The organism is Streptomyces sp. NPDC005863 (assembly GCF_042871345.1).
Lineage (GTDB): Bacteria > Actinomycetota > Actinomycetes > Streptomycetales > Streptomycetaceae > Streptomyces.
In genome coordinates, this window is the sequence record NZ_JBIAII010000001.1 from 144,678 (window position 1) to 159,097 (window position 14,420).

10 protein-coding genes are annotated in these 14,420 nt (G+C 71.4%); 4 read left to right on the forward strand and 6 right to left on the reverse strand.

Annotated elements, in window-relative coordinates:
* Positions 1-833: 833 nt before the first annotated feature.
* From ACFYO9_RS00580 to ACFYO9_RS00595, 4 genes are all read right to left on the reverse strand, one after another.
* Complete coding sequence (locus ACFYO9_RS00580) at positions 834-3,344, reverse strand: [protein-PII] uridylyltransferase (RefSeq protein WP_358773937.1); 2,511 nt, start codon at positions 3,342-3,344, stop codon at positions 834-836.
* 115 nt (positions 3,345-3,459) lie between these two features.
* Positions 3,460-3,798, reverse strand: coding sequence for a P-II family nitrogen regulator (locus ACFYO9_RS00585; protein WP_355811709.1), 339 nt, complete (start codon positions 3,796-3,798; stop codon positions 3,460-3,462).
* Complete coding sequence (locus ACFYO9_RS00590) at positions 3,795-5,186, reverse strand: ammonium transporter (protein WP_358773939.1); 1,392 nt, start codon at positions 5,184-5,186, stop codon at positions 3,795-3,797. Before ACFYO9_RS00590 ends, ACFYO9_RS00585 begins: the two co-directional genes overlap by 4 nt.
* A 267-nt stretch (positions 5,187-5,453) precedes the next feature.
* Positions 5,454-6,932, reverse strand: a complete 1,479-nt coding sequence (locus tag ACFYO9_RS00595; protein ID WP_355811703.1) for a hypothetical protein — start codon at positions 6,930-6,932, stop codon at positions 5,454-5,456.
* Positions 6,933-7,354: 422 nt separating this feature from the next.
* Here ACFYO9_RS00595 and ACFYO9_RS00600 point away from each other — a divergent pair, with 422 nt between their 5' ends.
* On the forward strand, positions 7,355-8,017 hold the full coding sequence (locus ACFYO9_RS00600) for a bifunctional DNA primase/polymerase (protein WP_358773940.1): 663 nt from the start codon (positions 7,355-7,357) through the stop codon (positions 8,015-8,017).
* 101 nt (positions 8,018-8,118) lie between these two features.
* On the opposite strand, the gene ftsY is transcribed toward ACFYO9_RS00600, so the two are convergent.
* Positions 8,119-9,342, reverse strand: coding sequence for a signal recognition particle-docking protein FtsY (gene ftsY / locus ACFYO9_RS00605; RefSeq protein ID WP_358773942.1), 1,224 nt, complete (start codon positions 9,340-9,342; stop codon positions 8,119-8,121).
* Positions 9,343-9,689: 347 nt separating this feature from the next.
* On the opposite strand from ftsY, the gene ACFYO9_RS00610 reads away from it, so the two are divergent.
* From ACFYO9_RS00610 to ACFYO9_RS00620, 3 genes are all read left to right on the forward strand, one after another.
* The gene (locus tag ACFYO9_RS00610) at positions 9,690-11,159 is read left to right on the forward strand and encodes a cytosine permease (RefSeq protein WP_358773944.1); all 1,470 of its coding nucleotides are present in this window, start codon (positions 9,690-9,692) and stop codon (positions 11,157-11,159) included.
* Between the two features lie 268 nt (positions 11,160-11,427).
* Positions 11,428-11,784, forward strand: coding sequence for a hypothetical protein (locus ACFYO9_RS00615; protein WP_358773946.1), 357 nt, complete (start codon positions 11,428-11,430; stop codon positions 11,782-11,784).
* Positions 11,785-11,898: 114 nt separating this feature from the next.
* The gene (locus ACFYO9_RS00620; RefSeq protein WP_358773948.1) at positions 11,899-12,882 is read left to right on the forward strand and encodes an LLM class flavin-dependent oxidoreductase; all 984 of its coding nucleotides are present in this window, start codon (positions 11,899-11,901) and stop codon (positions 12,880-12,882) included.
* Positions 12,883-12,939: 57 nt separating this feature from the next.
* Here ACFYO9_RS00620 and ACFYO9_RS00625 read toward each other — a convergent pair whose 3' ends face one another.
* Positions 12,940-14,364 (reverse strand): sugar porter family MFS transporter, encoded by a 1,425-nt coding sequence (locus ACFYO9_RS00625; protein ID WP_355811690.1) that lies wholly within the window; start codon positions 14,362-14,364, stop codon positions 12,940-12,942.
* Positions 14,365-14,420 lie beyond the last annotated feature (56 nt).

The following is a 14,420-nucleotide window of genomic DNA, read 5'->3' on the forward strand; positions in this document are numbered from 1 at the left end:
CGCTCGGGGTTCCCGGCGGCCTTCCTCCTACGGCCCTGGAGCGGTGCCGGTCCGCGGCCGCGGGGGTACGGGTGGGGGTCCCCTGCGACGTGGGGCTCGGGTGGGGGTGGGTCCCCGGCTCCCCCTGCGGGTTCAAACAGGCCCGCCGCTTCGCGGCGGATGTATCCCACCCACCCACCCGTTTACCCCGCGACGCAGGGCGGGAGTAGGGGCGGGTGGGTGGGTCTACCCCTCGCGACGTGCGGCGGGAGGAGGGGCCGGGGGGTCTACCCCGCTGCGTGCGGCGAGGATCGGGGTGGGTGGGCGTACCCCGCCACATATGGCGGGAGTCCCCGTGGGGGTGGGTGGGGTTTACCCCATCACGTACGGCGGGGTCCCCATAGGGATGGGTGGGTCTGCCCCGTCGCGTACCGCGGGAGCCCAGGTGGGTGGGTCTGCCCCGTCGCGTACCGCGGGAGCCCAGGTGGGTGGGGCAGCCCGTCGCGTACGGCGGGGCCCCCGTAAGGGTGGGTGGGTTTACCCCGCCACGTGTGGCGGAGGTCGGGTGGGTGGGTGTACCCCGTCGCGTACCGCGAGCCGGGGTGGGTGTGCCCCGCTGTCTGGGGTGCGTATTGAGGGTAGGGGCGTGCGTCGTCCGCCGGGCCGCAGCCGCGTACGAGACGCGAGGGGACGTGGGGGTATGTGCGCACGGAGCACCGAGCCAGCAATAGCCCCGCCATTCGTCAGGCGTGGCGAACAGTGGATAGCGAGTACGCACATACCCCCGCGGCCCCGCACCCACAAACGGGCAGTAGGCGCAGACCCCAGCCCCCACGCACCCGCACCCCACCCCCCTACCCCCGCAACACCCCCTCCACCTCCCGCGCCACCCCCACCGCCCGCTCCCCCGTCAACGGCGCCCCGTCCGACCCCGTCACGTAGAACGCGTCCACCGCGTTCGCCCCCAGCGTCGACACATGCGCACTCCGCACCCGCACCCCCGCCCCCTCCAACGCCCGGCCGATCCGGTGGAGGAGTCCCGGTACGTCACGGGCCCGCACCTCGATCACCGTCGCGGCCCGCGATCCCGTGCGCGCCACCGTCACCCGCGCCGGCGGCGCCACCGTCCCGCGGCGGCGCGGGTATGCCGCCTCCCGTTCCGCCAGCCGCGCCTCGATGTCGAGGGACCCGTCCAGCGCCCGCGCCAGATCCGCCCGCACCCGCGTCGCCTGCGGCAGCGACCCGTACTCCGCCGCCACCCGCCAGCTGAGCAGCAAAACCGAACACGCTCCCGGCACCGGCACCCCCACCTCCCGCAACTCCGCCGCCCGCACCGTCAACCGATGCATCGCCAGCACCCCGGCCACCGCCGCCAGCACCCCCGGCCGATCCCGCACCGCGACCGTCAACTCCACCCCCAGCGGCTCGGCCCCGGCCCCAGCCCCGGCCCCCGCGTCGGCATCGTCGTCCTCCGTCCGCAGCCCCACCACAGGCCCACCCGTCCGGAACGCCTCCACCACCAGCCGTTCCTGCTCCGCCGTCGGCGCCGTCTCCTCCCGCTCCGACTCCCCCTCCGCCTCCACCGGCGCGTCCCCGCTCAACGCCCCCGCCACCCGCTGCACCAGATCCGCGACCAGCGCACCCCGCCACGCCGACCAGGCCGCGGGCCCGGTGGCCAGCGCGTCCGCCTCGGTCAGGGCGTGCAACAGCTCCAGCGTCCCGACGCAGCCCACCGCCTCGGCGACGCCCCGTACCGTCGCCGGATCGTCGAGGTCGCGCCGGGTCGCCGTCTCCACCAGGAGGAGGTGGTGCCGGACCAGACACGCGAGGACCGCCACATCGCCCGCGTCGAAGCCGATCCGCGCCGCGACGTCCCGCGCGATGGTCTCCCCGGCCACGGAGTGGTCCCCGGGCCACCCCTTCCCGATGTCGTGGAGCAGTGCGGCCACCAGGAGCAGGTCGGGCCGCCCCACCCGCCGGGTGAGGTCGGCGGCCCGTACCGCCGTCTCCACGAGGTGGCGGTCGACCGTCCACGTGTGGACGGCGTTGCGCTGCGGCCGGCACCGCACCCGCTCCCAGTCCGGCAGCAGCCGCGTGATCAGCCCCTCGGCCTCCAGCGCCTCCCACACCGGGACGGTCGGCCGCCCCGCGCCGAGCAGCGTCACGAGCTGCTCGCGCGCCTCCGCGGGCCATGGCACGGGCAGCGGCCGCGCCGCGGCGGCCAGCCGGCGCACGGCGTGCAGGGACAGCGGAAGGCCGGCCTGCGCGGCGGCCGCGGCGGCCCGCAGCGGCAGCACCGGGTCCCGCTCGGGACGGGCGGCGCGGGCGAGCACCGCCTCCCCTTCCTGCTCGACGACCCCTTCGGCCAGCGGCGACCGCTCGGCCCCCGAATCGCCCCCGCGCCGCACGCCACCCCCGGCCCGGCCCCCGAGCATGGCCCGCAGCCGCGGCCGCCCGGACCGCGCCCGCAGCACGCGCCCGACCTCGCGCCAGGTGACGTCACCGGCATACGCGACAACGCGCGCCGCCTCGTACACCTGGCGCAGCAGCGTGTCGGCGTCGAGCAGCCCCAGTTCGCTGGCGACCTGGTCCTGTTCCTGGAGGGCGAGCCGGTCGGTGGCCCGGCCGGTCGCCAGGTGCAGCGCGTCCCGTACGTCGAGGAGTTGCCGGCGGGCGTCGGCGAGGCCCTCGCGGGGCGCGTCGGCGAGCCAGGACGCGGCCACGGCCCGCAGCGCGGTGGCGTCGCGCAGTCCGCCCCTGGCCTCCTTGAGGTCGGGTTCGAGGAGATGACTCAACTCGCCCTGGCGCTCGGCCCGTTCCTCGCCCAGTTCGCGCAGTTCGGGCAGGCGCCGCACCGCCTGGTTGCGCCAGTCGGCGAGCACGTCCGAGCGCAGCGCGGCGGTCAGTCCCGCGTCCCCGGCGACGTGGCGGGCGTCGAGGAGCCCGAGGTGCACCTTGAGGTCATCGCCCGCGGTCTTCCTGGCCTCGGCGGGCGTCCGCACGGAGTGGTCGAGGGCGATGCCGAGGTCCCAGACCGGGTACCAGAGGCGGTCGGCGAGCGCCGCGACCTCCGCGCCGTCCGCCGTGCCGTCGTGCAGCAGGAGCAGGTCGAGGTCGCTGCGCGGCGACAGTTCGCTCCGTCCGTAGCCGCCCACCGCGACGAGCGCGGCGCCCCGCGGTACGCCCGCGGGGCCGCCGGCCCGGAAGAGCCCGGCCAGCCACGCGTCGGTGAGGTCGGCGAGCGCGGCACGGCGCGGCGGGCCGGGCCGCGACTCCTCCTGCAGGAGCCGCAGCCGGGCCGCCGCGTAGCCGCCGGGTCCGGAGTCCTCCGGTGTCGTCTCGGTCGATACGTCCACACTCGTCACCCAGCAGCTCCCGTTCGGTCCCGCACCGTTCCGTTCCGTCCCGCCCCGATCCGCCCCCCCGGCCCCCGGCCCCCCGGTCTCGTACCCCACGCCCGGCCTCACCGGCGTCCGCGCCTCACAGCGCGTCGGGCCCGCGCTCCCCCGTGCGCACCCGGACCGCCGTGTCGACCGGCACGCTCCACACCTTGCCGTCCCCGATCTTGCCGGTGCGGGCGGACTTCACCACGACCTCCAGGAGCTCTTCGGCGTCGTCGTCCTCGACCAGGACCTCGATGCGGATCTTCGGCACGAGGTCGACGGTGTACTCGGCGCCCCGGTAGACCTCGGTGTGTCCGCGCTGGCGTCCGTAGCCGCTGGCCTCGGTGACGGTCAGGCCGTGGACGCCGAAGGCCTGCAGCGCCTCCTTGATCTCGTCGAGCCGGTGCGGCTTGACCACCGCGGTGATGAGCTTCATGCGTCCACCTTCTTGTTCGTGTGGCCCTGGGCCTGCGTTCCCGTGCCGCCGCGGCCCGCGGCGCCGTCCGTGAGCGGGGCGGGCACCGCCGCCGCCGTGCGCCCGACCGTTCCGCCGCCGGCCCCGCTGAAGTCGTAGGCCGTCTCTGCGTGTTCGACCTGGTCGATGCCGGCGACCTCGTCGTCCTCGGCGACCCGCATCCCGATCGTCCTGTCGATGAGGAGGGCGAGTACGGCGGAGGCGATCAGGGAGTACGCGAGGACCGCGCCGACCCCCGCGAGCTGCTTCCACAGCTGGTCGAGGCCGCCCCCGTAGAAGAGGCCCTGCGCCTTCGACTGGCCGCCGCCGGTGGCGAAGAAGCCGACGAGGACCGATCCGGTGATGCCGCCGACCAGGTGGACGCCGACGACGTCGAGCGAGTCGTCGTATCCGAACCTGAACTTGAGCCCGACGGCCAGGGCGCAGAGCAGACCGGCGATCGCGCCGATGGCGATGGCGCCGAGCGGCGAGCAGGAGCCGCCGGACGGGGTGATGGCGACGAGCCCGGCGACGGCGCCGGAGGCGGCGCCCAGCGTGGTGCACGCGCCGTGCCGGAGCTTCTCGTAGACGAGCCAGGCGAGCATGGCGGCGGCGGTGGCGACCTGGGTGTTGACGAACATGAGCGCGCCGACGCCGTCGTCGTTGCCGAGCCACGAGCCGGCGTTGAAGCCGAACCAGCCGAACCACAGCAGGGCGGCGCCGAGCATCACGAGCGGCAGCGAGTGCGGCCGCATCGGGTCCTTCTTGAAGCCGACGCGCCTGCCGATGACGAGGATCACGCCGAGCGCCGCGGCACCGGCGTTGATGTGCACGGCCGTGCCGCCCGCGAAGTCGATGACGCCGAGTTCGAAGGCCCAGCCGCCCGCGCCCCACACCCAGTGCGCGACGGGGAAGTACACGACGGTGGCCCACAGGGCGATGAACAGCGCCCAGGCCGAGAACTTCACGCGGTCCGCGAGTGCGCCGCTGATCAGCGCCGGGGTGATGACCGCGAACATCAGCTGGAAGACGGCGAAGACGTAGACGGGGATGGTGTAGCCGTCCCACAGCTGGTTGATGCCGAGGCCGCTGAGCCCCACGTAGTCGCCGTCCCAGCCGAAGAGGCTGCCGTGGTCGGTGCCGAACGCGAGGGAGAAGCCGTACAGCACCCAGAGGATGGTGACGATCCCCAGGCTGATGAAGCTCATCATCAGCATGTTCAGGGTGCTCTTGACGCGGACCATGCCTCCGTAGAAGAAGGCGAGTCCCGGTGTCATGAGCATCACCAGGGCGGAGCAGATGAGCATGAACCCGGTGTTGGCGGCAGACAGCTCGGGGGCGTCTGCGGCGATCGTGATGCCTGGGGGCATCGGCGTCTCCTCGCTGTGGGGCCGGTTGTGCGCCAGAGACTGGCCCAGCGCCGTTTCGGCGGGCGCCCCTCGGTGTTTCGCCGCAGTGACGAAGAGGTCGGGTGTGTTACGCGGCCATGAACTGCCGGGTCGCGGCGGGTGCGGAGGTCACCCGCGCGCGGGGCACGAGAACCGGCCGCGGCGGCCATCCGGCTGACCTGGCATGGGGGAGCCGAGTCGGGCTGTTCGGGATGGTCCTGCCGCGGCCGGGGCCGGTGGTGCCGGTGATCAGCCCGCCTCCGCGGTCTCCGGCATCTCGATGGCGAGCCGTTCGGTGATCTCGACGACCTCGGCGACGTCCCCGAAGTCCCGGACGGCCGTGTCGACGGTCTTGCGCAGACGGGTGTTGACCCGCTCGGACCGCACCTTCTTGGCGATGTCGAGGGCCTGCCCGGCGAGGACCGTGCTCTGCTCGGGCTCGCGCTGGAGCAGGTGCACGGTGGCCATGCCAATGAGGTTCAGCGCATACGAACGCTGGTGCTCGTCGTCGCGCTCGAAGAGCTCCACCGCGCGGTCCATGACGGGTTCGGCGAGCGAGGCGTACGTCGGGCTGCGGCCCGCCACATAGGCCAGGTCGCGGTACGAGTGGGCGTTCTCGCCGTTCAGCTCGGCCTCGGAGAAGAAGCGGATCCAGTCCGGCTCGGGGCCGCCGAAGTCCTCGGCGTCGGCGAAGGAGTCCTCGGCCATCCGCACGGCGCGCTTGCACTTGCCGGGCTGGCCCATGCTGGCGTACGCCCTGGCCTCCATCGCATACAGCATGGCCTGGGTGCGCGGGCTCGCGCAGTCCCGGCTGCCGTACTGGGCGAGATGGACGAGTTCGAGTGCGTCGTCGGGCCGGCCGAGGTGGATCATCTGACGGCTCATGCTGGAGAGGATGTACGACCCGAGGGGCTTCTCGCCGGCTTCCTTCGCGGCGTGCAGGGCGAGGACGAAGTACTTCTGGGCGGTGGGCTGCAGGCCCACGTCGTAACTCATCCAGCCGGCCAACTCGGCCAGTTCGCCCGCGACCTTGAACAGGCGCCGGGAGGTGGACTCGGGCTGGGGCTCCTGCAGCAGGTCCGTCACCTCGTGCAGCTGCCCGACGACGGCCTTGCGCCGGAGCCCTCCCCCGCACTGGGCGTCCCACTGGCGGAACATCACCGTGGTGGACTCGAGCAGGTCGAGCTCGGGTTTGGAGAGCCGGGACGGGCGGCGCTGGGCGGAGCCCGCGTCGGGCTCCGCGGGCGGCGAGGTGGACTGCGGGGGGACCAGCCAGCGCTGCATCGGCTCGATGAGGGCGGGGCCCGCGGAGAGCGCGAGCGAAGTGCCGAGGAACCCGCGGCGGGCGAGCATCAGGTCGCTGCGCGAGAACTCGCTCATGAGCGCGACCGTCTGCGGTCCGGTCCAGGGCAGGTCGACGCCGGAGGAGGCGGGGGTGCGGTGCGCGGCGCGCAGGCCCAGGTCCTCGACGGCGACGACGCAGCCGAACCGCTCGGAGAACAGCTCGGAGAGGATGCGGGGGATCGGCTCGCGCGGATTCTCGCCGTCCAGCCAGCGGCGCACCCGTGAGGTGTCCGTGGAGATGTGGTGCGCGCCCAACTGCCGCGCCCTTCGGTTCACTTGGCGCGCCAGCTCACCCTTCGACCAGCCGCTGCGCACGAACCAGGACGTGAGCATCTCGTTCGGGCGCTTCTCAGCGTTCGCGCCGCCTCCGCCGTTGCCGCCCACTGGAACGCCCCCATCCCTCAAGCCACTTGTGCGTTGTCCACGCCAAGCCCTAACAGAATGCCGCGTCCTGCGGCGGTCCGTCCGGAGAATGTCACCCGTCGAACAGGAAACCGACTTGCCTCCGGCATACCCACGAGTGCTCGAACTCCCAGGGCCATGTACCGAAAGTAATCCTACGATCACCCCTCCCGCGAGGGCGATCCCGGAAACGCCACCATTCGCCACCCCTTCGAATGAACTCCCGGGCCGCCACAAGCGATTCACTTGACATAGGACGAACGAAAGTGGGCGCAGCGGAGTGCACCGGGGCGCACGACACCGGACGCACCACCCGTGAATCCACCGAGCGCCGTCTTCAGGAGTGCGGGCCACGATCCGATTCCGTCACGTAACCACGACGCGCTCGACCCGTTGGAGGGGGCATGGGCTTCACGATCGGCGGCATCCGGGGAACCGACCGGCCCCGGACCGGATCACGGCGGCGCGGCCGCGCCTCGGAGTGCACCTCGGTGGCGGAGTACACCGGCCTGTGGGGCTGGGACGTGGTGCCCGGCGCCCGCGCGCTGGCCGGCGTCTGCTCGTGCGGGGCCGCCGACTGCGCCACCCCCGGCGCCCACCCGCTGTCCTTCGCCCCCGAGGTCCCCGCCGGGGCCACGCTCGACGCGGTCGCCGATGCCTGGGCGGAGTTCCCCGGCGCCGCCGTGCTGCTGCCGGTCGGGCGCGCGTTCGACGTGATCGAGGTGGCGGAGGCGGCGGGGCGGCGCGCCCTGGTCCGCCTGGAGCGGATGGGGCTTCCCCTCGGGCCGGTGGCCATCACTCCGGACGGCCGGGCGCAGTTCTTCGTCGCGCCGGGCGCCGCGGCCGAACTCCCCCAGCTGCTCTACCGGATGGGCTGGGACGACGCCGCCCTGGACCTGCACGGCCTGGGCCCCGGCAGCCACATCACCGCGCCCCCGTCCGACCGCGGCGGCCTCGGCCCGGTCCGCTGGCTCCGCGCCCCCGCGCTCGACACGGCGACGCATCCGCCGCAGGCCCGGCTCGTCCTCGGCACCCTGGCGTACGTGGCGCACCGGTCGCCGGCCTAGGGCCACGGCAGGCCCAGGACCACGGCCCCGCGGACCTCGGGACAGCAAAGGGCCTCCCCGCACCTGCACCGTGCGAGGAGGCCCTTTGCGTGACGTGCGCGTCAGTCCCCGATGAGCGCGTCGACGAACGCCTCCGGCTCGAACGGCGCCAGGTCGTCCGCGCCCTCGCCGAGACCCACCAGCTTGACCGGTACGCCCAGTTCCCGCTGGACGGCGACGACGATGCCACCCTTGGCGGTGCCGTCCAGCTTCGTCAGGACGATGCCGGTGATGTCGACGACCTCGGCGAAGACCCGCGCCTGCACCAGGCCGTTCTGCCCCGTGGTGGCGTCGAGGACGAGCAGCACCTCGTCCAGCGGGGCGTGCTTCTCGACGACCCGCTTGACCTTGCCGAGCTCGTCCATGAGGCCGGTCTTGGTGTGCAGCCGGCCCGCGGTGTCGATGAGGACGACGTCGGCGCCGTCCGCGATGCCCTCCTTGACCGCGTCGAAGGCGATCGACGCGGGGTCGCCGGCCTCGGGGCCGCGGACCGTGCGGGCGCCGACGCGCTCGCCCCAGGTCTGCAGCTGGTCGGCGGCGGCGGCGCGGAAGGTGTCGGCGGCGCCGAGGACGACCGAGCGGCCGTCGGCGACGAGCACGCGCGCGAGCTTGCCGGTGGTGGTGGTCTTGCCGGTGCCGTTGACCCCGACGACCATCACGATGCCCGGCGTCTCCAGGCCGGACTCGGTCTTCACGGTGCGGTCGAGGTCCGCGCCGACGAGCGTCAGGAGCTCCTCGCGGAGCAGCGTGCGCAGCTCGTCCGGCGTGCGGGTGCCGAGCACGCGCACGCGCTCGCGCAGCCGCTCGACGAGCTCCTGGGTGGGCGCGACGCCGACGTCCGCGGTCAGCAGCGTGTCCTCGATCTCCTCCCAGGTGTCCTCGTCGAGGTGCTCGCGGGACAGCAGCGTGAGCAGTCCCTTGCCGAGCGCGTTCTGCGAGCGGGAGAGCCGGGTGCGCAGCCGGACCATGCGTCCCGCGGCGGGCTCGGGGGTCTCGATCTCCGGCGCGGCCGGTTCCTCGGCGACCGGCTCCTCGACGACGACCGGGGCCGTGGCCGAGGGCTCGACGAGCGGGAGTTCCACCTCCTCGATCGTGCGGCGCGGTTCGTCGCGCGGCGTCTCGGCCTCTTCGCCGACCTTCGGTTCGACGGGAGGGGCGGTGATGGTGGGCGCGGTGGACGGGGACTTCGGAGGCAGCTGCTTCTTCTTGCGGCTGCCGATCACGAGCCCGCCGAGAGCGCCGATCACGACCACGGCGATGACTACAGCAAGGATGACGATTTCCATAACCCGTCCAGTATCGGCCATGAAAGGCGGGGATTCGCAGAAGTACGGACGGTGACGGGGCGCGCACGGCGGCGGGGCGCCGCGGCGGCCCGCCGCACCTTCGACCCCCTACCCCCTCGGCCCGGCTCCACACGGCGCCGCGGGCGGTCCACCGGCGGCCGCACGGCGCAGTACCGGCCCGGAAAAGGGAGCCGTTTCCGTACTTTCCTCCAAAGAACATATGCCCAGCAAGGGCACTACTCGGACTAAAGTACGATGGAGGTCTCCGCATCAACGCGCGTAGAGTCCATCGCGATCACCCCCACCGGTCTGCGACGACGCACACCGAGCGAGAGGCACCCCGCACCATGAGCAAGACAACCCCTCCCCAGTCCGAAGGCGCCGTCGAGACCAGAGGCATCGAGCCCGTTCCCGACGACGAACGACACGGCCGCGTGAGAGAGCTCTTCCCGACCTGGGTGGCTGCGAACATCAGCGTGTTGCTGCTCACCATGGGTGCCGCCCTCGTGGTGAACAATGGGCTGAACTTCTGGCAAGTACTGATCTGCGCCGCCGTCGCCTCCGTCGTCGCCTTCGGCTTGGTCGGCGTGCTCTCGGTCTCCGGCAAATGGGGTGGCGCGCCCGGCGCACTTCTCTCACGCGCCGCGTTCGGCGTCCGCGGCAATTACTTCCCGGGTGCGATCCTGTGGGTGGCCCGCTTCGGCTGGGAGACCATCAACGCCGTCACCGGCGCCTACGCGATCCTGACCGTCCTTGACCTGCTCTTCGACATCAAGAGCAACGACGTCCTCGTCGTCGTCACTCTGCTCGCGTTCGTCGCCGTCACCTTCCTCGTGAGCGGCATGGGCCGCAAGGCGCTCAACGTGTGCAACAAGTGGTCCACGTACCTCTTCGGCCTCTTCAGCGTGCTGGTGCTCGTCTACCTGATCGCCAACATGGACTGGGATGCGATCTTCTCCAAGAAGCCCGGCACCACGGCGATGCTGATCGCCGGCATCGGCACCATCGCGGCAGGCGGTATCAGTTGGGTCCCCACAGGCCCCGACTTCGCCCGATACCTTCCTCACGCCGCGTCGGGCAAGAAGATCGTTTCGGCGACCATCTCCGGTGCGGCCCTCGTCCTGGTCCCGATGGTTCTGATGGGCGGCGTCATGGCCGTGTCCGATCCCAAACTCGCCGGGCAGAACACCGATCCGATGTCTTTCCTGGGCGGGCTGCTGCCGACCTGGCTCGCGGTGCCGTATCTGGTTACCGCACTTGTCGGCATGATGCTGATCAACAGCCTCTCGATGTACTCGGCCGGGTTCACGGCGCAGACCATGGGCGTACGACTGCCGCGCGCGATGGCCGTCTCCATCAATGCCGTCATCAGCCTGGTGGGCGGGCTCTTCATGATGCTGGTGGCCAAGGACTTCATCGGCCAGTTCATCACCTTCCTCACGCTGCTCGCCGTGTCGTTCTCCGCCTGGATCGGTGTCTACGCCGTCGACATGGCCCGCCGCTCCGGCCGCGCCATTCGATACCACTCGGCGGACCTGATGAACACCGGCCGCACGAGCCGCTACTGGTACACCGGCGGTTACTGCTGGCAGGCGATGGCGGCATGGGCCGTCGCGTTGATCGTGGGCCTGTGCCTTACCAAGGTCCAGTGGTTCACCGGCCCGCTGGCCACCACCTGGGTCGGTCGCAACGGTCTGGGTTGGGCCGCCACCATCGCCGTCGCCGCCGCACTCTCCGCCGCACTGCCGGCGCCGCGCGAGACGGTTCCGCAGCCCGAACAGTCCGCAACCGGGGACCGGGCGGCGGCCACCGCTTGACGGTCCACTGCCGATCACCCATGGACCCGCCTAGACAGAGCGGCCAATACGGCGGTTAGAGTCCTCTCTGACCATGGAAATAAAGGAACAGAGGGGCATTCACATGCTTAATCGGGGTGTAGCCCGGCTCACAGTGGCCGGGGTGGCCGCTGCGAGCTGCCTGACATTGATCACAGCTCCCGCCCAGGCCGCCACAGGGACGCCTTCGGTCGTCGCACGCAAGGACGTCCCCCACAACTGCCCGCGCTCCGGTCGCTACACGTGGTGGATGACCACGACGACCACGGGGACCTGCACTTCGCTCGGCAATGGCAAGCTCTACTTCGCGATGTCGCAGATCCAGGAGAAGCAGCGGCGGCAGAAGCTCAGGGTCGTCTACGACAAGCGGGGCGGCAGCCCGGCGAAGATCGCTTTGGGCTACAAGCAGGCCAACAAGTTGCACTGGACCAAGGCCCGGTCGGTGAAGAAGGGCCAGGCGGTGGACTTCACCTGGCGCGGCCAGAAGAACAAGTTCCAGCCGAGCCGCGGGTACTTGAAGATGTACACCTCCTCCGGTACCAAGACATACGAGACCCCGCTCTTCAAGTGCGACGGCCCCGCCGGATGTCCGATCCTCGGCTGGTGACCGCGCGTCCCCACGTGAGTCGCGCCAACTTCCGTACACCACTACCTATCTGACGCAACGTCAACTAACGTCCCCCTTCGCCGCAGCCCGCGCCCGGTGAAGGGGGACGTTCCCATGCCCACCACAGTCGTACGGTTCAACCTCGTCGATCCCGCGGCCACGCCCGCCTCCCTGAGCGAGCGCTACCGGGCCGCCCTGGAGATGGCCGCCTACGCGGACGACCGCGGTATCTCCACCGTGCAGACCGAGGAACACCACGGCGCCCCGAACAACTGGATCTCCTCGCCGTTCACCTTCGCCGGCGCCGTCTTCGGCGCGACCCGGCGCATCGCGGTGACGGTGTCCGCGGTGATCGGCCCGCTGCACGACCCGCTCCGGCTCGCCGAGGACATCGCCGTCCTCGACCTGCTCAGCGCAGGGCGCCTGGTCACGGTGGCGGGGATCGGCTACCGGCCCGAGGAGTACGAACAGGCGGGCGTCGACTGGAAGAGCCGCGGCAAACTTCAGGACGAGCTCCTGGAGACCCTGTTGCGGGCCTGGACGGGTGAGCCCTTCGACTTCCGCGGCCGCACGGTGCGGGTCACACCCCGCCCCTTCACCCAGCCGCACCCGCTGCTCCTGGTCGGCGGCTCGTCGAAGGCGGCGGCCCGGCGCGCGGCCCGGCTCGGCCTGCCGTTCTTCCCGAGCGCGCACCTGCCCGACATCGAGGCGTACTACACGGCGCAGCTCGCGGAGCACGGCACCGAGGGCTGGACGATGATGCCCGCCGCCGAGACCCCGCTCCTGCACATCGCCGACGACCCCGACCGCACGTGGGCCGAGCACGGCGAACACTTCCTGCACGAGGCGCGTACGTACGCCTCCTGGCAGTCCAAGGACATCCGCTCGGCGGTGAAGTCGGGGGCGACGACGGTGGACGAGCTGCGCGCGGAGGGCGTCTACCGCATCCTGACGCCCGACGAGTGCGTGACGTACGCGCAGAACGGCGCGGACAGCCTCATCCTGCATCCGCTCTCCGGCGGCATGCCCGTCGACGAGGGCTGGCGCAGCCTGCACCACTTCTGCGAAAACGTACTGCCCCGGCTGAAGGACAAGTGAGAACTCACAGGTCCGTCGGCCGGGGCAGCTTCCTGAAGAGGAGGGGGCAGCGGGGGTTTAGCCCATCTCCTCCAGGGCCTTGCCCTTCGTCTCCTTGACGAACTTCATGACGAAGGGGATCGAGATGGCGGCGAACGCGCCGTAGATGATGTACGAGCCGGTCAGCGACCACTCGGACATGCTCGGGAAGGTCTTGGTGATCGCGAAGTTGGCGAGCCACTGGGCGGCCGCGGCCACACCGAGCGCGGCGGCGCGGATCCGGTTCGGGAAGATCTCGCCGAGCAGCACCCAGACGACCACACCCCAGGACAGGGCGAAGAAGAGCACGAAGGCGTTGGCGGCGATGATCGCGGTCAGACCCTGGGCGTTCGGCAGCGAGACGTTGTCACCGGAGCCGGTCTTGTACGAGAACGCCCACGCCATGGTGAACAGGGCCAGCGCCATGCCCGCGGAGCCGATGATCGCCAGCGGCTTGCGGCCGATGCGGTCGACGAAGATCATCGCGATGACCGTACCGATGATGTTCACGATCGACGTCTCGAACGAGTACAGGAACGAGCTGGACGGGTCCTTGCCGATCGACTGCCACAGCTGGTTCGAGTAGTAGAAGATCACGTTGATGCCGACGAGCTGCTGGAAGACCGAGAGCCCGATGCCGATCCAGACGATCGGCAGGAACCCGACCTTGCCGAGCAGGTCCTTGAAGGACGGCTTGTGCTCGCGGTGCAGGCCCCGCTCGATCTCGTCGACGCGGGCGTCCAGGTCGATGGAGTTGCCCTCGACCTCGCCGAGCACCTTCTTGGCCTCGGTGTGCCGTCCCGCGGAGATCAGGAAGCGCGGCGACTCCGGGATGATGAAGGACAGCAGCCCGTAGATGAGGGCCGGGATGACCATGACGCCGAGCATCCACTGCCAGGCCTCGAGCCCGCCCAGCTTGCCGCGCTGGTCGCCGTCGGCCATGTTCAGGATGCCCCAGTTGACCAGCTGGGAGACGGCGATGCCGATGACGATGGCCGCCTGCTGGAAGGAGGCGAGCCGGCCGCGGTAGGCGGGCGGTGCGACCTCGGCGATGTACGCGGGGCCGATCACCGAGGCCATGCCGATGCCGATGCCGCCGATGAGGCGCCACATCGTGAGGTCCCAGGCCGCGAAGGGCAGCGACGAGCCGATGGCGCTGGCCGCGAAGAGCACGGCGGCGATCTGCATGCAGCGGATGCGGCCGATGCGGTCGGCGATGCGCCCGGCCACCGCGGCACCGACGGCACAACCGAGCAGCGCGGTCGCGATGATCCAGCCGAGCACGTTGGCGTCGACGTCGAAACGGTGCTGGATCGCGACGGTCGCGCCGTTGATCACCGAACTGTCGTAGCCGAAGAGGAAGCCACCCATCGCGGCTGCCGCCGTAATGAAGATGACATGTCCCAGATGGTCCGGGTGGGCCTCTCTGGCTCCGGACTGAGGCGCCTGCGATGTGCTGGTCACGTGTACTCCTCGGGCCACCGGCAGCGTTGCCGGGGGTGGGGGCGAGCTCTTCAAGT